Consider the following 19,587-nt stretch of genomic DNA (forward strand, 5'->3'; position numbering starts at 1 on the left):
CCGCCCGATCATGGAATCCGGTGCGCCCGGCGGGGCGGGAGCGAGGACGGGCTGGCATGGAGAAGACCACGGACCCGGCGGCGTCCACCCATCCGTTCCGGGCCCTGCGCGTCCGTAACTTCCGCCTCTTCGCCACCGGGCAGGTCGTCTCCGTCGCCGGCACCTGGATGTCCGTCGTCGCACAGGACTGGCTCGTCCTGGAACTGACCGACGACTCCGCGACCGCCCTCGGCACCGTCACCGCCCTGCAGTTCACCCCGATGCTGCTCCTGACCCTGTACGGCGGGAGGCTCGCCGACCGCTACGACAAGCGGGCCCTGCTGACCGGCGCCAACCTCGTCTCCGGGCTGCTCGCGCTCGCCCTCGCCGTCCTCGTCCTCACCGGGACCGCCGGCCTCCCGCACATCTACGTCTTCGCGTGCGCCCTGGGCCTGGTCAACGCGGTCGAGGTGCCCACCCGGATGTCCTTCGTCGGCGAACTCGTCGGCCCGGAGCTCCTGCCCAACGCCTCGGCCTTGAGCGCCGCGTACTTCAACGTGGCCCGGGTCGCGGGCCCCGCCGTCGCCGGACTCGTCATCACCGCGTTCGGCACCGGCTGGGTCATGCTCATCAACGGCCTCAGCTACGCCGCGACCGTGCTCGCCCTGCGGCGCATGCGCCCGGGGGAGATCCTGCGCGCCGCCCGCCCGCCCGGCCGCACCCGGGTCGTCGACGGCCTGCGGCACGTCCGGGGCCGCCCGGACCTGCTGGTGCCGCTCGCCCTGGTCGCGGGCGTGAGCCTCTTCGGGCTGAACTTCCAGCTCACGCTGCCGCTGCTCGCGAAGACCGTGTTCCACGCCGACGCCACCTCCTTCGGCCTGCTGACCACGGCCTTCGCCGCCGGCTCGCTGGCCGCCGCCTTCCTCACCACGGCCCGCAGGTCCCGGCCGTCGGGGCGGCTCGTCACCTGCTCGGCCCTGGTCTTCGCCGTCCTGGAGACGACGGTCGGCTGGGCACCGGGCTATCCGGCCGCCGTGGTCCTGCTCTTCCTCACCGGCGGCGCCTCGATCTACTTCGCCCAGGCCGCCAACCACCGCGTCCAGCTCGGCAGCGACCCCCGCTACCGGGGCCGGGTGCTCGCCCTCTACACCCTCATCCTCCAGGGCTCCACCCCCGTCGGCGCGCTCCTGGTGGGCGCCATCGGGGCGGAGTGGGGCGCCCGGGCCTGCTTCGTCGTCGGAGGCCTCGCCTCCCTCGTCACCGCCCTCGCCGCGCTCGCCCACCGCTCCGGCCGCTCGGGCCCCGAGCCGGGCGTGAGCAGGGCCTCGGGTCCTGCTGACGTCCGGGCGGCCGGCGCGCGTCAGCCGCCCGGCTGAGCCTCCCAGGCCTTTGAGAGCCCCTCCAGCCAGACCGGGGGCAGTTCCCCGAGGTCCCACTCCTCCCGCAGCGCGGCCGGCGCCGCGACGAGGCGTTCGAGCACGGCGACGCTGCTGGGGGAGTGCAGGAGGGAGTAGCGGCCGTGGATGGAGACGTCGCTGCCGGGTCCGTACTCCGCGTACAGCGCGGCAAGGCGGGTGCGCCGGTCCTCGGTGAACTCCTCGAGACGGCCCGCGTACCCGGCCCGCTCGGCGGTGCTCATCGTGCCGAGGACGGCGACGAGGACGTCGTCCGACACCTCGGGGTCGAGGTCCGAGACGTGCGTGAACCTGAGGTAGAGCGGGGTCACCGCCACCATCGCCCGCGCCACGTCCACCCCCGCGACCGGGGGATGGACGTGCGCGGTGTCGGGGACGGGCGCGTCCGGTCCCAGGGCCTCGCGTACGGCGTGGTCGGCCCTGCGGAGCAGCGCGTCGCCGGCCGTCCGGGCGCAGTCGTGCCACCCGGTGGCGTAGCGCTGGCCCTTGCCCGCCGGGGTGCCGGCCTCGATCCCTGCGATGTCGCCGTGCGCCTGGGTGAGGGCGCCCGCCTCGACGAGCGCGAGCAGCCGCCCGGCCTCGTCCGCGGGTACGCCGGTGCGCCCGAGGAGTTGGAGGAGGGTCGTCTTCGCGTTCATGACGTCGGCCGAGTGCACCAGGGTGGCCGGGTGGGCGACGTTCTCTTCGTGAGGCGGCGGCTGCTCCGAGTTCATGGTGCCCATGCTGCCCGACGGGACCCTCCGTCAGGTGAACGCCGTCGGGACCGGATCCACCGGAATTCCGGTCCCGAGCTTCGGCGGGTCCTACCAGGGAGCGGTGCCCGTACAGGCCGGGGCCGGTGTCCCGGCCGGTCAGTCGATCGACAGGGGCGTGCCCGGGGCGAGTTTCGCCGCGATGCGCTGTGCGACCACCTCGGCCTGGTTGCCGTCGGGTGTGGTCGCCGTCTTGGTCGCGGAGACCGCGATGGCGAGCCGCTTCGACGGGAGGTACGCCTGGATCGCCTGGTACCCCGAGAACGACGGGTTCTGCACCACCCAGCCGTTGACCACGATGACGCCGAAGCCGAAGTGCTGGGCCTCGGTCTGCTTCAGGCAGATCGAGGCGGGACAGGTCTCGCTCGCTCCGCCGAGGCCGACCGTGCCCGGGTTGAGCAGGGTGCGGTACGAGCGGGGCGAGAGGAGTTCACCGCTGCCGATGGCCTGCGCCGAGCGGGCCAGGTCGCAGACGTCGGTGGTGATGACCGCGCCGGGGGCCGTGGTCCACGACGGGTTCCAGAAGGTGGACTCCTCGTAGAGGCCGCGGTCGGACGTGAAGGCGTGCAGGACCGGGCGCGGGATGTCCGGGGTGAGGTTGCTCCGCGTCTCGCGGAGCCCCAGGGGCTTCCAGACCCGCTCCTTCATGAACGTGTCGATCGGAGTGCCCGTGATCTTCTCGATCGCGGAGATCAGGAGCAGGTAGTTGGCGTGCGAGTAGCTCCAGCTGGTGCCCGGCTCGTACCAGAACGAGTGCTTCAGCGGGAAGGCGAGCAGCTCCGCCGGGGTCCACTGCTTGAACGGATGGGCCTCCAGCTCGGCCCCGAACGCCGGGTCGGTGACGTAGTCGTGGAGGCCGGTGGTGTTGGAGGCCAGCATGCGCAGGGTGATCTGCTCGGCCTTGGGGAGATCGGGCAGCCAGCGCTCCACGGTGTCGTCGAGCCGGACCTTCTTCTCCTCGACCAGCTGCAGGAGGCCCGTGGCGATGTGGGCGAAGGCCACGGAACCCGCGCGGAAGTGCATGTCCGGCCGGGCCGGGACCCCGGTCATGGACTGACCGAGCGCCTCGGTGACGACCTCGCGCCCGTCGACGGTGACCTTCAGCTCCACGGAGTTCAGGGCGAGGTCGTTCGCGGCCTTGCGGGCGATCTCCATGACCTCACGGGCCCGCGGGTCGCGTGTGTGCTCGGTCCGCACGCAGTCGCCTCCGCCGCGGCCGTCCGGGCCCTTGCCGGGCGCGGGAGCGGGCGAGGCGACGGTCGTCGGGGCCGTGAGGCCGAGGAGGGCGGCGCAGAGCAGGGCCGTACGGGCGGCCGCACGCGTGCGCCGACGCCTGGGGGAGGGTGACTGTGTCATGCCCGGCACTATGGCGGGAAGCCCGCCGCGAACCGGTCGAACACTCCGCACATGGGGCGAGACGCGCCCAAGTGGGGCAGGGCATGTCCGCCAGGGGGCTGAGCCCCGCCCGGCTGGGGGCGAGGCTCAGCGGTCCGCCTGCGGAGCTGTGCTCTACCAGATCGCCTCGACCCACTCGGGGTGGTCGATGAACGGGTTCCGGTTGCCCTGGTAGGTCCCGTAGATGAGGTCGTTGCGCCGCTCCTCGAACGCGCTCGGCGGGTCCTGCTCGTTCCACTGCTTCAGGACCGAGAGCCGGCCGTGCAGCGGGACGCTGCCGTTGGAGGTCGACTCGTTGGGCTCCAGGTCGGCCCAGGCGTCGTCACCCTCGTAGCGGACGGCCATGTAGAGGATCATGCGGGCCACGTCGCCCTTGTCGGCGGCGCGCGGCTCGAAGGAGTTCGAGTCCGTGTAGCTGCCGGGTGCGCCGCTGACCGGGCTGCCGCCGTTGTCGAAGTCCTTGTTGCCGCGGATGCTGTTGACCTGGACGTCGGCGGGCCGCAGGTGGTGCAGGTCGGTGCCGGGCCCTGCCGAGGTGCCGAAGTTGCCGTGCGACTGGGCCCACACGTGCTCGCGGTTCCAGTCGCCGACGGCGCCGCCGTTGAGGGACTTGCTGCGCGAGGTGCCGCTGTACAGCAGGATCACGTTGGCGGTGTTGTTCGGGTCCTGGTCGGTGACCTTGAGCGCGTTCCAGACGGCGTCGTACGAGATCTTCGTCTGGCTCTTGATGATCGTGTGCAGCGAGGACTTCAGGGCCGGACCGGTCTTGCCGATCGCGTTCTTGTAGTACGTGCTGTCGTACGCGGTGGTCGTCGCGCTCGCGGGGGTGGCGGCGACGGTGGGAACCGTGAGGGCGACGAGGACGGCGGATATCGCCGCGGCCACGGACTTCCATCTTCCGATGTGCAGGGCGGACATGGGGGGCCTTTCGTGGGGGACGGCACGCGCGGGACCGACCGGGTGGGCTCAACACCGTCGCGATCTACGCGTGTTGACGACGTGCAAGCGGGAGAATCGCACGGGGGAGGGGATGACCGTGTAACCCGGAGAAGGCTTTTTCGTGACGTTCTCGCATACGGAGCACCGCCGTTGCCGCTCTGCGCCGCCCCGTCCTGCCCCGGCCCGACGCCGTGATCCGCGTCCGCCCCTCGGCGGCCGGTCTCGAAAGACTGGTCGGTATCGTGATCTTCCCGGGCCGAGGCCCGGGGGACAGCGGCGGCCGTCGTTGCCCGGGGCGAGGACGGATGGTGTTCTGTGGAGGCTTCCTTGGGCGGGTCACAGGCCGGTGGCGCTCCCCGTACCGCGACCGTGTGCGTCATCGGCGCGGGCCCGTCGGGTCTGGCGACCGCGCACGCCCTGGCGGGCCGCGGCATCGACTTCGTCTGCCTGGAGAAGGCACCTGACGTCGGTGGGCTGTGGCGCCGGACGGCGGCGGGCGAACCGGGGCCCGGCTACCGGTCGCTGCACCTGAACAGCTCCAAGCAGCTCACCGAATTCGTCGACTTCCCGATGCCCGACGCGTTCCCCCTGTACCCGGGACACGCCGACGTCGCCGCCTATCTGCGGTCGTTCGCCGAGGAGGCCGGGCTGCTCGACCGGGTGGAGCTGCGGGCCGAGGTGCTCGCCGTACGACAGGACGGCGACGGCTCCTGGACGGTCACCAGCCGGGACGCGCGCGGGGAGGTGACGGAACGGCGGTTCCCGCACGTGGTCGTCGCGTCGGGCCACAACACGGAGGCGCAGCTGCCGAATCCGCTTCCGCCGGGCGCCGACTCCTTCGCCGGAACGATCCTCCACTCGATGGACTACCGCGACGGCGCCGACTTCGCGGGACAGCGGGTGGTGGTCGTGGGCATGGGGGCGTCCGGTGTGGACATCGCCGCGGACCTCTCCCGGCACGCCGCGCGGACGTCGCTGTCCATCCGCCGTGCGCTGCACATCGTGCCCAAGCAGCTCTTCGGCATGCCCGTGGACCTGATCGCCGACGCGCCGTGGTGGGCCGAGATGTCCATGCCCGAGCAGCGCACCTTCGTCGAGCAGGCGCTGCTCGTGGCCCGTGGGCGGCTGTCGGACTACGGCCTGCCCGAGCCCGACCACGCGATCTTCTCCTCGGCCGTCACCATCTCGGACGAGATACTCAGCCGCATACGGCACGGCGGGGTGATCCCCAAGCCCGCCATCGCGTCCCTGAAGGGCGACCGGGTGACCTTCACCGACGGAACCGTGGAGGAGGCGGACGCGATCGTCTACTGCACCGGCTTCCGTATGTCCTTCCCCTTCCTGCCCGCGGGGTGTCCCACGGACGGGCAGGACGACCAGGTCGAGCTGTACCGGCGGATGGTCGCTCCGGACCGCCCCGGCCTGTACTTCGTCGGCCTGATCCGTCCCGTGGGCTCGATCACGCGCCTGGTGGAGGCCCAGGCGCGGTGGGTGACGCGGGTCGTGGCCGGCGACGAGCCCCTGCCGGCCGCCGACGTCATGCGCGACGAGATCGACCTGTACCTGAAGGGTGTCGAGGAGCGCTACGGCCCCAGCCAGGGTGCCTCGTTCCAGGTGGACGTCGGCGCCTACCTGCGGGAGTTGAGGGAGCCGCAGGGCGCGTAGGTGCTGTCCGGTGAATCAGCGCCGGGACCGGGGGGACGGTACTCCCGTGATGGCGGGCGGCTTGACCTCGTACGCCTCCGAGGAGATGTAGGTCGTCACCCGCGTCGGCCGGCCCTCCTGGTGGGCGAGCCCCACGTACGCGACGAGGCCCACGCCGTCCCGCAGCCGGCGCGCGGTCACGGCGGAGAGCGAACGCAGGAGCGGGGTGGGGTCCATGCCGTACCGGCCGAGGACCGCCAGCGCCCGGTCGAGGGCCTCGCCGTCGTGCCGGGCGTAGTCGCGGACCGGGATGTAGAGGGTGAAGCCGCTCGGCCGGCCGGTCGCCGTCTCGGTGAACGAGTGGCAGGACTGGACGGGGCGCAGGTCGAGCCGAGGGTCCCGGCCCTCCGCGGACTCGGCCCCGTCGGGGTCGTGGCCGGCCATCGTGCGGAAGAAGGACGCGATCTCCGTGGGACCCGGTCCGCCGTCCACACGGGAGAGTTTCGCGGCCTCCTCTGCCGACATGTCGTGGTGCGCGAGGTAGACCTTCACCCGGGGCTCGTCCCAGTCGCCGAGATCGAGGGCGAAGAACAGAGGGCGGTCGCCCTGGGGCAGCGCCGCGAAGGCCTGGTGGTGACCGAGTCGGCGCAGGGCCTCCCGTACCGTATCGGCGGAACGTTCCTGCCCGGACGCCGCCGGGTTCAGATACACCTTGACCCTGGGTACTCCGCCCGGGACCATCTCCAGCGCGCACCAGAGCGCCAGCGGACCCTGCGGGTCGGGCGGGAAGAACAGGTCCTCGAGCTGGTCGAGGCGCCCGGTGTCGATGCCCCAGCCCCGCGCCGTCCGGCGGACGGCCTCAAGTCCGGCACGGCCGTTGCTCGCCAGGTCGGGGGCGCCGCACCCCGGTTCGAGGACCACCCGCAGCGTCGGCGCGGCGTCCGGGGTGAAGGCGAGCGAGAACTCCACCGGCGTGTGGTCGTCCGCGACGAACGAGTCGTCCGGGGCCGGCAGATCGAGCGGGCGCTCGCCGACCGGCCCGAGGAGCGTGAGCAGCGTCCGGGCGTACGCCGCGGAGTCGGGCCCGCTCAACCCCGCGGTCTCGCACAGCCGCAGGAGCTGCCGCGCCGTGTGACCGCCGAGCGTCTCCGCGTGGCGCGGGAGGGCGCAAGAAGATACCCGCCCGGAGGGGCGGGTATCGAGGGGGCCGACCGCGCGGGGTCTGCGAGCAAAACCGGCATCGACGGATATCGGTTCCACGGGATCTCTTCTCCTCATGAGCACGCCAGAATATTCGCCGTGCTCACTACCCCCGCCGCTGATCGATCATGCAGCGGCGGGGGAGCCAAGCGGAGTGGCCTCCATCACTTGGCCAGCCAGTTGAGGAACTGGCTCCACATTCCGCCGCGCTTGCGCCCCGCCTCCGCCTGCTCCGGTCCCGGCCGGGCGGACGTCTCGGCGTGGCCCTGCGCACCGCCCCGGCGCACGGTCTCGACCGGCGTGAACCGGGCGGGCAGTGTGGCCAGGCCCCGGTTGAACGGGCCCGGACGCCAGACGAGGCTGTCCTCCGGCACCGCGAGTTCGACGTCCGCGAGCTGGTTGAGGAGGTTCTCGATGGCGATGACGGTGATCTGCCGGGCGGGGTCCTTGGACGGGCACGCGTGCGGGCCCGCGCTCCACGCCAGATGGGCCCGGTTGCTGCCGGACTCGCGCGCCGCCGTCAGCGCGGGACCGGTGTTGGCGGCCGCGAAACTGACCAGCACGAGATCGCCCGCCTGCAGCTTCTGACCGGCGAACTCCATGTCGGCGGCCGGATAGTGCGGCGCGAGGTTCGGCATGGGCGGGTTCTCCCACAGCGTGTCGTCGATCGCCTCGTCGATCAGCCCGCCCTTGTGGGCGTACGCGTCATGGGTGAGCAGCCGGTGCAGGGTGTTGCCGATGAGGTTGCGCAGCGGCTCGTTGCCCGCCACGAGGAGGAGAGCGAGCTGGTGGACCATCTCCTCGTCGGTCAGCCTCGACTGGTGCTCCATCAGCCACGAGGTGACGTCGTCCCCGGGCCTGGCACGCTTCAGCGCCACGAGTTCGCCGACGGCCCCGAACAGCACCTCGACGGCGCGCTCGGCGTTCACACCGTCGAACATGCCGGTGATGCCGAACAGGATGCGGTCGCCGATGTCGGCCGGGCAGCCGAAGAGCTCGTTGAAGACGAGCAGCGGCAGCTGCTTGGCGTAGTCGCCGAGCAGGTCGGCGGAGCCGCGGGCGGCGAACTGCGCGATGAGGTACGCGGAGACCTGCTCCGTGGTCCGGCTCAGCTTGCGCACGTCGACCCGCGCCATGCTGTCCGTGACCGCCTGGCGCAGCCGCAGGTGCTCGGCCCCGTCGCTGAACATGCAGTTGGGCCGGTACGCGAGCACGGGCACGATCGGGTTGTCCGGGCTGACGAGCCCCTCGTTGAGGTGCCGCCAGCGGCGGGCGTCCTTACGGAAGTTGCCCGAGTCCTGGAGGAGCTGGAGGGCCGTCGCGTAGTCCGTGACGAGGGTGGCCTCCACCCCGGGAGCCAGCTCCACGGGAGCGGCCGGCCCGAAGTGGCGCATGTACGCGTAGTACGCGTCCGGGTCGGCCTGGAACTCCGGCCCGTACAGCGGGACCCGGCCGCCGTCGGCGTGCGCGGGGCACCCCGGCGGGGGTACGGGGGCGGTGGATCGAGCGTCCATGATTTCTCTCTGCTTCTAGTGAGCGCGGTCCAGCAGGTACCGGACGAGGGTGATCAGCGCGTCGGCGGACGACTTCTCGTCGCGCGCGTCGCAGGTGACGATCGGGGTGTCGTCGAGCAGGTCCAGCGCCTCGCGGAGCGCCCGCTCCTCACGGCCGGCGGTCCCGTCGAAGTGGTTGACGGCGATCGCGTAGTCGAGCCCGTACTGCTCGATCAGGTCGATCACGGCGAAGGAGTCCGCGAGCCGCTCGGGGTCGACGAGCACGAGCGCGCCGAGCGCGCCGCGCGCCATGTCCTCCCACATCTGGACGAAGCGCTGCTGGCCGGGCGTTCCGAACAGATAGAGCACGACCCGCTCGCTGATCGTCAGCCGGCCGAAGTCCATGGCCACCGTGGTGGTGGTCTTGGACCGGACGCCCTTGAGGTCGTCGAACGACTCGCCCGCGCGGGTCATCGTCTCCTCGGTGGTCAGCGGAGGGATCTCCGAGATCGCACCGATGAACGTGGTCTTGCCGACGGCGAAGTGGCCGACGACGAGGATCTTGACGGCGGTCTGCGTGGCGCCGTCGCGCACGTACGCCTGCTCACCCAAACTTGGCGCGGAGACCATTCAGTACCTCCTCGAGGATGTCTCGGTCCGCGAGCGCGGCACGCTGCACGGGAGGGCGGGTGATGAGGTATCCGCCCTCGGTGAGGGCGGAGAGGAGGATCCTGACCACGCCGATGGGCAGCTTGGTGTGCCCCGCGACCTCGGCGACCGAGAGATAGCCGGCCGTGCACAGGTCCAACAGGCTCTGCTCCTCCGGCGAGAGCCGGGTCGGGCGCTGCTGGTGGTCGGCCGACGCGGTGACCAGGGTCACCAGCGACAGCTGCTCCTCGTCGGGCAGGCCACGTCCCTTGGTGATGACGTAGGGACGGACTAACTCCGCCGACTCCGGCTCCCGTTCGTCGTAGCGGCTCATGAGCGGGCGCCGAGGTTCTCGCGCGGCGGCGTCGTCAGGGCCTTGCCCAGCTGGCCGACGAGCTGCTGCATCCGGAACGTGATGTCCTGCATGTCGACGTCGGGCGAGGCCGAGACGCCGAGGTAGGCGCCCTCGCCCGCGGAGATCAGGAAGACCCAGCCGCCGTCGAACTCGACCAGCGTCTGACGCCACTGCAGGCGCCCCGGCTCCACGAAGAAGCCGAGCGAGCGGCTGAGCGACTGCATGCCGCTCATCGCGGCGGCGACCGTGTCCGCGTTGTCCTTCCCGAACTCCTTGGTCCGGGCCATCAGCAGACCGTCCGCGGAGACGAGGACCGCGTGCAGCGCCCCGGGTATCTCCAAGGCGCTGTCAAGCATCCATGACAGATCGTCGTTCACGAGACCTCATGCCCTTCGCTGCTCGCATCACGTGTGCTGCTCGATTGATCCGCCGACTCCGGCCGGGCCGCCCGTCCGGACTGCGTGCCCCGCTGGAAGGCCCCCATGATCGCGGCGGTCTCCGCGCCGGAGCGCGCCGGAGCGGACGCGGACTGCTCGCCGCCGCTCACGATCGCCATCGGCCGCTTGCGGCGGCGCTTCGGCAGACCGTCGTCGGTGGTGGCCGTGGCGGCCATCACGGGTGCGGGGCCACTCGGTTCCGGGACCGCGGCGGCCGGGGCGACCGGCTGCGGGGCCTTCTTCTCCGGCATTCCGGTGAGCAGGTCGTGCGGAAGCAGGAGGACGCCGCGGACGCCTCCGTACGGCGAACTGGAATCCACGGACACCTCGAATCCGAAGCGCTCACAGAGCACACCGATCACGGCGAAACCGAACTGCGGCGGGCTGCCGAGTCCGGAGACACCGGACACCCGCTCGGTGGACAGGAGCTTCTCTGCCCTGACCCGTTCCTCGTCGTTCATACCGACACCGGCGTCGTCGACGACGATGCAAATGCCCTTGGGCACGGTACGGATATTGATCTCGACCACGGTGTCCGGGCTGGAATAGCTGGTCGCGTTGTCGAGAAGCTCGGCGAGCGCGAGGGCCACCGGCTCGACGGCACGGCTGGTGATGCCGAAGTCGACCTGGGAGAGGATCTCCACACGCCGGAAGTGCCGGATACGACCCTGGGCGCTGCGCACCACGTCGTACACCGAGGCGATCTCGCGGTGCCGGCCGAGCCAGCCGTCGCAGAGCACGGCGATCGACTGGGCGCGTCGGCCGAACTGTGAATTGGTGTGGTCGATTTCCAGGAGGTCCCGGAGAATGACCGAGTCACCGTACTTGTTCTGCAGCCCCGAGATGACCAACTGCTGCTCGGCGGCGAGGCCTTGGAGCGTCCGCATGGCGGACTTCAGAACCGACTTCGTCGATTCCTGGGCGCGGTCCTTCTCGTCCTCGACGGACTTCGTGTAACTGGTCTCCAATTCGGAGTAATGTGCCTTGAGCTCCTCGGTCCCCTGCCGTAAGGTCCGAATCGCCTTGCGCTGGCGAACGATGACGGCGACGGCGCCGAGTGTGGCGGCCAGGAGGACCCAGAGGACCGGGTTCTGTGCGTAATACGTCATAAGACTCTCTTCAGGCGACTGACGGTCTTTGCTGAATTCCGTCAATGCGGGTGGCCCGGCTTCCTTCCGTGTCCGGGGTACCGTCCGGAGGGTCGCCGTGGTCGGAGATGTCGTCTTGCACCCATCCACCGCTCCGCAAGCGTGGTGATCTTAGCACCGGGCACGAACAGGTGACCGATCGTCAAAGGGTGAACCACGTAAGGCCTCTTGGTTCCGCGAGTGTTCGCTGGTCGTTCATCTCGCACCGTCCCGTCCCGGGCGCGACAGCCCTGGTCAGAAGCCTGTTCATGATCGTAAAGTCCCGATCATGACCCAGAACGCGTCCTACGAGACGCCGTCCGCCGCACCGTTCCCGCCCGTCCTGACCCGGCACGCCGAGGCCGAGACCTGCGCCGACCCCAGCAGCGTGATGACGCTGCTCGCCGACTCGGACGGCACGGCGGACGGATTCACCAGCTACCGGTCCAGCTTCGCCAAGGGTGCCGTGGGCGCACCCGCGCACTTCCACACCAAGGCGACCGAGCTCTTCTTCGTGATCAGCGGCTCCCTCCAGGTGCTCGTGGGGGAGGAGGTCACCGTCCTGGAGGCGGGTGACTTCCTCGCCGTGCCGCCCCACACCCCGCACGCTTTCGCCGCCGCGCCCGGCTGCGAGGCGGACGTCCTCTTCGTCTTCACGCCCGGCATGGGCCGCTTCGACTATCTGCGGCTGCTCGGCCGCGTGATGCGCGGCGAGGCCGACCCGAAGGAGATCGCCGCCTCCGCCGAGCGGTACGACAACCACTACGTCGACAGCCCGGTCTGGAGCGCGGCGCTGGAGGTCTCGGCGTGATCGACCCCAGCACCCACGTCCGCGTCGCCAGGCCCTCGCGTGACCTCGCCGCCGCAGAGCGGTTCTACGTCGACGGTCTCGGCCTCGACGTGCTCTGGCGGACGACCGAGCGCGTCCCGGGCAAGCACGACCTGCTGATGGTCGGGTCGCAGCACGGGCCCTGGCACTTCGAGTTGACCCACGACCCGGAGCACCCGCTGGAGCCGACGCCCACCGTGGACGACCTGTTCGTGCTCTATCTCGGCAAGCCCGCGGACGAGTCCCTGATCGACCGGCTGACGGCGGCCGGCGGTACGCGGGTCGCGGCGCACAACCCCTACTGGGACGAGCACGGCGTGACCATCGCCGACCCGGACGGCTATCGGCTCGTGCTCTGCTCCCGCACCTGGGGCTGAGGGCCTGGCGGTGCGCTCCTAGGGGCTGTCCGGCGGATCATGGCCGGGGCCGCGACGCCTGGCACGACCTAGGAGTGCAGGCGGCCAGGGTGCGGGCGGCGTTCGAAGACGACGTCCCGCGCCGTGTCCAGGGCGATGGCCAGGGCGCCGTGGAGCACCGCGTCCTCGCCGAGGGTGCTCGCGGCGACCCTGGGTCGGATCGGGGTGAGGGACCGCAGGGCGCTCCGTACCGTACGCAGCAGCAGATCCGCGCTGTGGCCGATGCCGCCGCCGAGGACCACGAGGTCGGGGTCGAGCACCGCGGACACGGCGGCCACCGTGTGTGCCAGGCGCTCGCCCTCCAGCTCGACCGCCTCGACGGCGGCCGGGTCGCCCGACCGGGCCGCGTCGAAGACGTCCTTCGCGCTGAGGTCCCCGGTCATGCCGTGCTCCCGGGCGGCCGCGACCACCGCGTCGCCCGCGACGAGCCCCTCCAGGGTGCCCGGGCCCTGGCGCCCCGGCCACGGCATGAAGCCGATCTCGCCCGCACCGCCGTGCGCGCCGGTGAAGAGTCGCCCCTCGCTCACCACGCCCATGCCCAGGCCGGTACCGATCATCAGGTACACGAAGAGCCTGCTGCCCGCGCCGACCCCGACGGTGTACTCGCCGAGCGCCGCGAGATTGGCGTCGTTGTGCACGGCCAGGGGAAGGCCGAGCCCTTCGCGCATCCGGTCGAAGAGCCCCGGGCGCCCCCAGCCGGGCAGGTTGCCCGCGAACCGGACCCGCCGGAGCTCCTCGTCGTACACGCCGGGCGTACCCACGACCGCCTGCACGATCGTGGCCGGCGCGACACCCGAACTCCCCACGAGCTCCCGGGCGGTGGCGACCACCAGGTCCGCCATCGGGCCCGACGTACGAGCCTGGTTGCGGACCTCCGTACGGGCCACGACCGTGCCGTCGAGGTCGGCGAGGGCGACGCGGAGCCAGGCCCGGCCGATGTCGATGCCGAGCGCGTAGCCGGCGGTCGGATCAGGCGCGTACAGCACTGCGGTCCGGCCGCGTTCGGGCGTGTGGACACCCGCTTCCCTGACGAGCCCGGCCTGTTCGAGCGAGGCCAGGGCGCTGGAGACCGTGGGCTTGGACAGGCCCGTGGTCCGGGCGAGCTGGGCCCGGGAGGCCGGCCCGCCCGAGCGCAGCAGGCCGAGCAGCAACCGCTCGTTCCCGCTGCGCAGGCGCTGCGGGTTCCAGATCTGCTCTCCACCCACGTCGTTGCTGGTCATCCCGTCATTCTGGCGTATCGCACAAGCCGTTCGGCACGCGGCCGCGCGCTCAGACCCGTACGGCCACGGCCCCCGCGTGGGTGGGGTCGACCGGAACGTCGGCGATCCGCCAGCCCGGCAGTTGGGCCTCGCACGGCTCGGCCGCGCCGACGTGGTCGAGGGTGAGCCCGCGGGCGAGGCCGGTGCCGAGGCCCTTCAGGTACGCTTCCTTGCGCGCCCAGGTCCGGGCGAAGGCACGTGGGCGGTCGGCCGCCGCGTACCCGGCCAACTCCCGCGTCTCGCGCGGATGCAGCATCGGCGCGACCTCTTCGACCGTGGTGAGATCCGGGAGCCGCTCGACGTCCACCCCGACCGGGCTCGCGGCGAAGGCGAGCAGGCCGAGGCCGTCGCTGTGCGAGAGGGAGAAGTGGAGGGGATCGCCCTCGACGGCGGGCCGCCCGTGCGGCTCCCCGCACTCGGGGCACGGCCGCCGTACGAACGGCACGTCCCCTGGCTTCACCCCGAGGTAGGCCCCCAACAGGACCCGTAGCCCCACGTGCACTTCGGTGTACGTACGCCGGTCCGCGGCGCTCCGAAACCCTCGCGCGGTCTCCAGCTCCCGGGCGTCGAGCACGTCCATCCGCGCGGCGGGCAGGTCGACTTCGGCCGCCCGGACGAGCCACACGTGCGGCGCCTCGTCGGGAGCGGGCGGGGCGAGCGGCGCCGGCGGCTCCTGCCCGGGGACGCGCGGGAACAGCCGCGGCTCGATCTTCATGGGGACAGTCTAGGAGTCTTGACGGTGGGCGGGAGCCCTCGGATACTGGCGGCCAAATCGATTTGGCCACCTCGCTTTGGCCCTCCGTCCGGGGCTGGATCGCGGCTGATATCCGAGCGTGCAGCGACGCCCGAACGGAGCCCGAACGTGTCCACTCCCCAGCACCTCCCCGGCCTGCCCGGCCTTCCCGGCACGGAACGACGATCCCCCGCTTCTGAGGCACCGGTCCGCGGGACCTCCGAGCCTGAGACCCCCAGCCCCGAGACTTCCGAGACCCTCGAGCCCGAGGCCCTCGAGCCCGAGAGCCCCAGCCCCGGCACCCCCGAGCCCTCCGCCCCCGACGCTCCCCACCCCGTCGACCAGTCCCGCCCCCTCGGCAGGATCCTGCTCTTCGGGGTCCAGCACGTGCTCGTCATGGCCGCCACCCCCATCTCGGCGATCTTCCTGATGAGCGCGACCCTCCGCCTCGACCCCGGACTCACCGTCAACCTGCTCTCGGCGGCCTTCGTGCTCTCCGGGGTCGGCTCCCTGATCCAGTCCCTCGGGCCGTGGAAGTTCGGCCCCCGGCTGCCGTTCGTGATGCTGCCGGGCGGCGCGCCCCTGATCCTCTTCCTCGCCATCGCCGAACAGCACGGCCTGCGCACCGCGACCGGGGCCGTGATCCTCACCGCGGCCTTCTACTTCCTCGTCCTGCCGGTCTTCTCGCGGCTGTTGGCCTTCTTCCCGGCCCTCGTCATCGGCACGATGATCGTGATCGTCGGCGTCAACCTGGTGAAGGTCGGCGCGGTCCTCGTCACCGGACGCCCCGGCACGCCGGGCTTCGCCGACCCCCTCAACCTCGGCCTCGGCCTGGCCACCATCGGCTTCACCGTCGCCTTCTACCTGTTCTTCAGCGGCATCCTGCGCCAACTGGCCGTCATGCTCGGCCTCCTGGCCGGCACCTGCCTCGCCGCCGCCCTCGGCGCCGTCGACCTCGGCAGCGCCACCGACGGCGGTCTGCTCACCCTCCCGCAGCTGATGCCGTTCGGCTCGCCCCAGTTCAACCTGGTCGCCGCCCTGCCGCTGATGCTCTACAGCCTCGCCTCCATGGCGGAGGCCACCGGACAGACCGTCATCAACGCGGAGGCCGTCGGCAAAGAGATCGACACCCGCGCCGACGTCCCCAAGACCGTCCGGGGCGACGCGCTCACCTCGCTCTTCGGCGGCTTCTTCGGCCTGCCGCTCATGGTCACCAGCGGCGAGAACATCGGCATCGTCCGCGTCACCGGCGTCCGTAGCCGCTACGTGACCGCCGCGGCCGGCGTCGTCCTCATCGCCATCGGGTTCCTCGCCCCCGTGACCCGCGCGATCAGCGTGATCCCGTCGGCGGTCGTCGGCGGCACGGCGATGGTCGTCTTCGCCGTGATCACCGTGCTCGGCGTCCAGATGCTCGGCCGCTCCGACCTCGGCACGCACACGAGCACCTTCATCTGCGCCGTCGCCCTCGCGCTCGGACTGCTCCCGATCCTCGTTCCGGGCGTGTACGGGGGCTTCCCGCCGAACCTCCGCATCCTCCTCGAAAGCGGCGTCGCCGTCGGCGCGTTCGTCGCCGCGGTCCTCAACGTCCTCTTCCACCACGTCAGGCCGAACCTCGCCGCCCGGCTGACCTCTGCCCGCCCCACCGGAGCCCGCCTCGGCTCCCCTCGTACGGAAAGCGATCGATGAACCAGCTCATCACCCGTGACGCCCTGACCGGTTCGGACCGGCCCCTCCTGCTCGTGCCGGACGCCGTGCTGCTGCCGGAGGGCCCCGCCGAAGGTCACGCGGTCGTCGTCGCCGACGGGACCTTCCAGCGCGTGGGACCCCTCGGGGACCTCGCGCGCACCCACCCCGATCTTGATCCGGTCCCGCTCCCGGGACACCTCCTCATGCCCGGCTTCGTCGACGCACACCACCACCTCACCCAGAGCTTCGGTGCGGCGCTCGCCTTCGGGGAGCCGTCGGAGATCTTCCGCCGGGTGTGGGTACCACTGGAGGGTGCCCTGGACGAGGAAGCGGCGTACGTCGCCGCCAAGTTGGCCGTGCTCGAAGCCCTGCGCGGCGGCTTCACCACCGTCGCCGACGCGGGGACCCGCGCCGCTGTCGACGTCGAGGTGGTGGCCGCCGCGGCCCGCGACGCCGGAATCCGGTGCGTCCTCGGCCTGGTCCGCAACGACGCCGACGGCGAGACGCCGTCCGTCCCGGACGCCGCCGAGAAGCACCTCGCGCGGTACGAAGGCGACCCGCTGATCCACCCCTCCCTGGCCGTCTCCATCCCGGAGGCCGCCACCGAGGAGACCCTCCGGCGCACGGCCCGTCTCGCGGCAGAGTCCGGAGCGGTCCTCCAGATCCACGTCAACGAGCATCTGGCGGGGGTCGAACGCTCGCTCGTACGCCACGGTCTGCGGCCCCTGGAGTACCTCCACAGGCTCGGCGTGCTCGGCTCCCACCTGCTCGCCGCGCACGCCACGCTCCTCACCCCGCGCGAACTCACCCTGCTCGCCGAGACCGGCACCGCCGTCAGCTACAACCCCGTCGCCAGCGCCTGGAAGGGCAACGCCGTCGCGCCCGCCACCGCCATGGCCGAGCGCGGCATCCGCTTCGGACTCGGTACCGACGGCACGCGCGGCGACGGCTTCCGGCTCGCCGACGCGGCCGAGTTCGCGCAGCGGCTCGCGTACGGGCTCGCTACCGGCGACTCGTCCTGCGGCGCCGGCTGGACCTGGCTGGAGCACGCCACCCGCGGCGGAGCCGACGCCGTCGGCCTCGGCGCACGGACCGGAACGATCGCCGAGGGGCTCGCCGCCGACTTCCTCCTCGTCGACACCACCACCCCGGAACTCGCGCTCTCCTGGGACCTGCCCTGGGAGCTGGTGCGGCGCGGCAACCGCGACCAGATCACCGCCGTGTTCGTCGCCGGCCGGCTGCGCCTGTGGGGTGGTCGGCCCGTCGACTGGGACGGGACCGCTCTCGTGCGCCGGGCGGCCGAGCTGGCGCGTACGGCCGTGGGCGGCGCCGCCATCACCCGCGTCCACCCGACATCGACGGCGGCGCGGGCCGAGGGGACGGCTCGGGCCGAGAGGGCAGCTCGGGTCGAGGGGACTGCTCGGGTCGAGGGGACTGCTCGGGCTGTGGGGACAGCCCGGGCCGTGGGGACAGCCCGGGTCGAGGGGACCGCGAAGTGACCGTCGGAACACTGGCGGTCCTCGCCCTCACCGTGACGGCCGCCGCGTTCGTCCAGGGCAGCAGCGGACTCGGCTTCGCCCTGATCGTCGCCCCGGTGGCCGGCATCCTCGACCCCCGCCTGCTCCCCGTGTTCGTCCTGGCATCGATGATCCCGCTCAACCTGTACGTCGCCTGGCGCGAACGGGCCTCGCTCGACCTGCGCGGCGCGGGCTGGATCACGGCCGCGCGCCTCGCGGCGACCCCCGGCGGCCTCGCGCTGCTGTGGCTGATCCCGGAGCGCAGCCTCGGTCTCTTCGTGGGCGTCGCCACCGTGCTCGCGGCCGTCGTGAGCCTGGCGGCGCCCGCGTTCACGCCGGGCCGGGTCGCCTATGTGGGCGCGGGGGCGGTGACAGGGCTGACGGAGACGGCGACGGGGGTCGGCGGCCCGCCGCTCGCCCTCGTCTACCAGCACCGGCCGCCGGCGGAGCTGCGCTCCACCGTCGCCGTGTGCTTCCTCGTCGGTGAAGTCGCCTCGCTGCTGCTGTTGTTCGGGACGGGGGAGGGGAGGCCGGCCGACCTCGGCTGGGCCCTCGCCCTCGCGCCCGCGATCGGGGTGGGCGCGTGGCTGAGCCGCTTGGCGCACGACCGGCTCGACGCGCGACGGATGCGGCTCTTCGTGCTCGTCTTCGCGCTCGTCTCGGGGGCGCTGCTGATCCTGGGTCTCTGAACCAACGCCGAGACGTCAGGCCGTCGTACCCCGCTGCGACGAGCGGCGGGCGATGACGCGCGGCTCCGGGACCGTCGGCACGGGCGCGGTGGTGGCGGCGTCGCCGCCCCCGCGCAGCCGGCCGAGGAGCAGCGTCACCGCGTCGGCCGCCGCGCGGTCCAGGTGCAGGTCCACGGCGGTCAGGGGCGGTTCGCAGGTCCGGGCGCGCAGACCGTCGTACCGGGTGACGACCAGGACGTCGTCCGGCACGGCGCGCCCGCTGTCCCGGATCGCCCGGACCGTGCCCACCGCGAAGGCGTCCACCATCGCGCAGACCGCGTCGATCCCGGGGTGCTCGGCGAGCAGGGCCGCGCACCGTTCGTACCCGGCCTGCTCACCGCCGGTCTCGGGGGCGGTCGCCACGATCGGCGTCCAGCCGTGGTCCGCCGCGAGCCGTTCGTAGGCGGCGCGCGCGTCCACGGCCGAGTGCCTCTGACCGGAGCCGATGAGCAGGGCAGGCCGGCGGGCCCCCTGCTCGTGCAGATGGGTCAGGAGCAGCTCGGCGACGAGACCTCCGCGCAGATCGACGTACGGTACGTCCTCGGCGGGCGACCCGGGCCTGCCGAGCGTCACGAACGGCAGCCCCCGTTCCTTCAGGGCGGCGACCGCCGGGTCGTCGACGTCGGGCTCGACGACGATGGCCCCGTCGATGTCGACGGAGTACAGCGCGGAGCCGGACTGCACGGGCGGGACGAGCACCAGCGCGTAGTCGTGCAGGAGGGCGCTCTCGGCGGCGGAGGCCGCGACCTCCATGTAGAAGCCGAGCCGGGACGGTCCGCCGGCCACCGCGAACGGCATGGAGGAGGCGAGGGCGATGGCCTTCGCCTCCCCGCGCCGCAGCCGCTGCGCCCGCAGGTTGGGCCGGTATCCGAGCTCCGCGGCGACCTGCTTGATGCGCTCCCGGGTCCGGGGGTCGACCTTGCCGAGCCCGTTGAGGGCGTGCGAGACCGTCGTACGCGACACACCGGCGACCCTGGCGACATCGGCGATCGTCGGCGGCCTCGTACCGGGACCGGAACCGGGGCTGGACATCAG

Annotated in this window: 19 protein-coding genes; 7 read left to right on the forward strand and 12 right to left on the reverse strand. The window is 72.1% G+C overall.

Annotated features, from left to right (window positions below; all coding sequences use genetic code 11):
• The first annotated feature begins 56 nt into the window (after positions 1–56).
• On the forward strand, positions 57–1,355 hold the full coding sequence (locus tag AB0F56_RS18885) for an MFS transporter (protein WP_362010715.1): 1,299 nt from the start codon (positions 57–59) through the stop codon (positions 1,353–1,355).
• Here AB0F56_RS18885 and AB0F56_RS18890 read toward each other — a convergent pair.
• From AB0F56_RS18890 to AB0F56_RS18900, 3 genes are all read right to left on the reverse strand, one after another.
• Positions 1,340–2,107, reverse strand: a complete 768-nt coding sequence (locus tag AB0F56_RS18890; RefSeq protein ID WP_362010717.1) for a hypothetical protein — start codon at positions 2,105–2,107, stop codon at positions 1,340–1,342. The two genes, AB0F56_RS18885 and AB0F56_RS18890, sit on opposite strands and share 16 nt — an antisense overlap.
• A gap of 138 nt (positions 2,108–2,245) precedes the next feature.
• Positions 2,246–3,502 carry a serine hydrolase domain-containing protein gene (locus tag AB0F56_RS18895; protein ID WP_362010720.1) on the reverse strand — a complete coding sequence of 419 codons (1,257 nt, stop codon included), beginning with the start codon at positions 3,500–3,502 and terminating at the stop codon, positions 2,246–2,248.
• Between the two features lie 153 nt (positions 3,503–3,655).
• Positions 3,656–4,459, reverse strand: coding sequence for an endonuclease (locus AB0F56_RS18900; RefSeq protein WP_362010723.1), 804 nt, complete (start codon positions 4,457–4,459; stop codon positions 3,656–3,658).
• 348 nt (positions 4,460–4,807) lie between these two features.
• Between AB0F56_RS18900 and AB0F56_RS18905 the strand changes: the two genes are divergently transcribed.
• On the forward strand, positions 4,808–6,145 hold the full coding sequence (locus AB0F56_RS18905; protein WP_362010726.1) for an NAD(P)-binding domain-containing protein: 1,338 nt from the start codon (positions 4,808–4,810) through the stop codon (positions 6,143–6,145).
• Between the two features lie 15 nt (positions 6,146–6,160).
• On the opposite strand, the gene AB0F56_RS18910 is transcribed toward AB0F56_RS18905, so the two are convergent.
• From AB0F56_RS18910 to AB0F56_RS18935, 6 genes are all read right to left on the reverse strand, one after another.
• Positions 6,161–7,402 (reverse strand): DMATS family aromatic prenyltransferase, encoded by a 1,242-nt coding sequence (locus AB0F56_RS18910; RefSeq protein ID WP_362010729.1) that lies wholly within the window; start codon positions 7,400–7,402, stop codon positions 6,161–6,163.
• An 86-nt stretch (positions 7,403–7,488) separates the two neighbouring features.
• Positions 7,489–8,838 carry a cytochrome P450 gene (locus AB0F56_RS18915; protein ID WP_362010732.1) on the reverse strand — a complete coding sequence of 450 codons (1,350 nt, stop codon included), beginning with the start codon at positions 8,836–8,838 and terminating at the stop codon, positions 7,489–7,491.
• A 15-nt stretch (positions 8,839–8,853) separates the two neighbouring features.
• Positions 8,854–9,447 (reverse strand): ATP/GTP-binding protein, encoded by a 594-nt coding sequence (locus tag AB0F56_RS18920; RefSeq protein ID WP_362010735.1) that lies wholly within the window; start codon positions 9,445–9,447, stop codon positions 8,854–8,856.
• A complete protein-coding gene (locus AB0F56_RS18925) occupies positions 9,422–9,799 on the reverse strand; it encodes a DUF742 domain-containing protein (protein WP_362010738.1) in 378 nt (125 codons plus the stop codon). The genes AB0F56_RS18920 and AB0F56_RS18925 overlap by 26 nt, the downstream gene beginning before the upstream one ends.
• Positions 9,796–10,197: a roadblock/LC7 domain-containing protein gene (locus AB0F56_RS18930; RefSeq protein ID WP_362010740.1), complete on the reverse strand. Its 402-nt coding sequence runs from the start codon at positions 10,195–10,197 to the stop codon at positions 9,796–9,798. The genes AB0F56_RS18925 and AB0F56_RS18930 overlap by 4 nt, the downstream gene beginning before the upstream one ends.
• Entirely contained in the window at positions 10,194–11,366 is a 1,173-nt protein-coding gene (locus AB0F56_RS18935; protein ID WP_362010743.1) for an ATP-binding protein, read from the reverse strand. Before AB0F56_RS18935 ends, AB0F56_RS18930 begins: the two co-directional genes overlap by 4 nt.
• A gap of 307 nt (positions 11,367–11,673) precedes the next feature.
• Here AB0F56_RS18935 and AB0F56_RS18940 point away from each other — a divergent pair, with 307 nt between their 5' ends.
• On the forward strand, positions 11,674–12,195 hold the full coding sequence (locus AB0F56_RS18940) for a cupin domain-containing protein (RefSeq protein WP_362010746.1): 522 nt from the start codon (positions 11,674–11,676) through the stop codon (positions 12,193–12,195).
• Complete coding sequence (locus tag AB0F56_RS18945; protein WP_362010748.1) at positions 12,192–12,590, forward strand: VOC family protein; 399 nt, start codon at positions 12,192–12,194, stop codon at positions 12,588–12,590. The genes AB0F56_RS18940 and AB0F56_RS18945 overlap by 4 nt, the downstream gene beginning before the upstream one ends.
• 68 nt (positions 12,591–12,658) lie before the next feature.
• Here AB0F56_RS18945 and AB0F56_RS18950 read toward each other — a convergent pair whose 3' ends face one another.
• Positions 12,659–13,849, reverse strand: coding sequence for an ROK family transcriptional regulator (locus tag AB0F56_RS18950; protein ID WP_362010751.1), 1,191 nt, complete (start codon positions 13,847–13,849; stop codon positions 12,659–12,661).
• 49 nt (positions 13,850–13,898) lie between these two features.
• Positions 13,899–14,603 carry a 4'-phosphopantetheinyl transferase superfamily protein gene (locus tag AB0F56_RS18955; protein ID WP_362010753.1) on the reverse strand — a complete coding sequence of 235 codons (705 nt, stop codon included), beginning with the start codon at positions 14,601–14,603 and terminating at the stop codon, positions 13,899–13,901.
• A 147-nt stretch (positions 14,604–14,750) separates the two neighbouring features.
• Here AB0F56_RS18955 and AB0F56_RS18960 point away from each other — a divergent pair, with 147 nt between their 5' ends.
• The 3 genes from AB0F56_RS18960 to AB0F56_RS18970 are packed head-to-tail and all read left to right on the forward strand — an operon-like array spanning position 14,751 to position 18,513.
• On the forward strand, positions 14,751–16,307 hold the full coding sequence (locus tag AB0F56_RS18960) for a solute carrier family 23 protein (RefSeq protein WP_362010756.1): 1,557 nt from the start codon (positions 14,751–14,753) through the stop codon (positions 16,305–16,307).
• Positions 16,304–17,806 carry an amidohydrolase family protein gene (locus AB0F56_RS18965; protein ID WP_362010758.1) on the forward strand — a complete coding sequence of 501 codons (1,503 nt, stop codon included), beginning with the start codon at positions 16,304–16,306 and terminating at the stop codon, positions 17,804–17,806. The genes AB0F56_RS18960 and AB0F56_RS18965 overlap by 4 nt, the downstream gene beginning before the upstream one ends.
• Entirely contained in the window at positions 17,803–18,513 is a 711-nt protein-coding gene (locus tag AB0F56_RS18970; protein ID WP_362010760.1) for a sulfite exporter TauE/SafE family protein, read from the forward strand. The genes AB0F56_RS18965 and AB0F56_RS18970 overlap by 4 nt, the downstream gene beginning before the upstream one ends.
• 15 nt (positions 18,514–18,528) lie before the next feature.
• Here the strand turns inward: AB0F56_RS18970 and AB0F56_RS18975 are convergent, their stop codons facing one another.
• A complete protein-coding gene (locus tag AB0F56_RS18975) occupies positions 18,529–19,584 on the reverse strand; it encodes a LacI family DNA-binding transcriptional regulator (RefSeq protein ID WP_362010763.1) in 1,056 nt (351 codons plus the stop codon).
• Positions 19,585–19,587: the final 3 nt, after the last annotated feature.

This window comes from Streptomyces sp. NPDC026092, assembly GCF_040638605.1.
GTDB lineage: Bacteria > Actinomycetota > Actinomycetes > Streptomycetales > Streptomycetaceae > Streptomyces.

Excerpts from the sequence above, each read along its gene's own strand:
- AB0F56_RS18885 (WP_362010715.1), top strand. The coding sequence starts at position 57 with ATGGAGAAGACCACGGACCCGGCGGCGTCCACCCATCCGTTCCGGGCC.
- AB0F56_RS18890 (WP_362010717.1), bottom strand. The coding sequence starts at position 2,107 with ATGAACTCGGAGCAGCCGCCGCCTCACGAAGAGAACGTCGCCCACCCG.
- AB0F56_RS18895 (WP_362010720.1), bottom strand. The coding sequence starts at position 3,502 with ATGACACAGTCACCCTCCCCCAGGCGTCGGCGCACGCGTGCGGCCGCC.
- AB0F56_RS18900 (WP_362010723.1), bottom strand. The coding sequence starts at position 4,459 with ATGTCCGCCCTGCACATCGGAAGATGGAAGTCCGTGGCCGCGGCGATA.
- AB0F56_RS18910 (WP_362010729.1), bottom strand. The coding sequence starts at position 7,402 with ATGAGGAGAAGAGATCCCGTGGAACCGATATCCGTCGATGCCGGTTTT.
- AB0F56_RS18915 (WP_362010732.1), bottom strand. The coding sequence starts at position 8,838 with ATGGACGCTCGATCCACCGCCCCCGTACCCCCGCCGGGGTGCCCCGCG.
- AB0F56_RS18920 (WP_362010735.1), bottom strand. The coding sequence starts at position 9,447 with ATGGTCTCCGCGCCAAGTTTGGGTGAGCAGGCGTACGTGCGCGACGGC.
- AB0F56_RS18925 (WP_362010738.1), bottom strand. The coding sequence starts at position 9,799 with ATGAGCCGCTACGACGAACGGGAGCCGGAGTCGGCGGAGTTAGTCCGT.
- AB0F56_RS18935 (WP_362010743.1), bottom strand. The coding sequence starts at position 11,366 with ATGACGTATTACGCACAGAACCCGGTCCTCTGGGTCCTCCTGGCCGCC.
- AB0F56_RS18940 (WP_362010746.1), top strand. The coding sequence starts at position 11,674 with ATGACCCAGAACGCGTCCTACGAGACGCCGTCCGCCGCACCGTTCCCG.
- AB0F56_RS18950 (WP_362010751.1), bottom strand. The coding sequence starts at position 13,849 with ATGACCAGCAACGACGTGGGTGGAGAGCAGATCTGGAACCCGCAGCGC.
- AB0F56_RS18955 (WP_362010753.1), bottom strand. The coding sequence starts at position 14,603 with ATGAAGATCGAGCCGCGGCTGTTCCCGCGCGTCCCCGGGCAGGAGCCG.
- AB0F56_RS18965 (WP_362010758.1), top strand. The coding sequence starts at position 16,304 with ATGAACCAGCTCATCACCCGTGACGCCCTGACCGGTTCGGACCGGCCC.
- AB0F56_RS18975 (WP_362010763.1), bottom strand. The coding sequence starts at position 19,584 with ATGTCCAGCCCCGGTTCCGGTCCCGGTACGAGGCCGCCGACGATCGCC.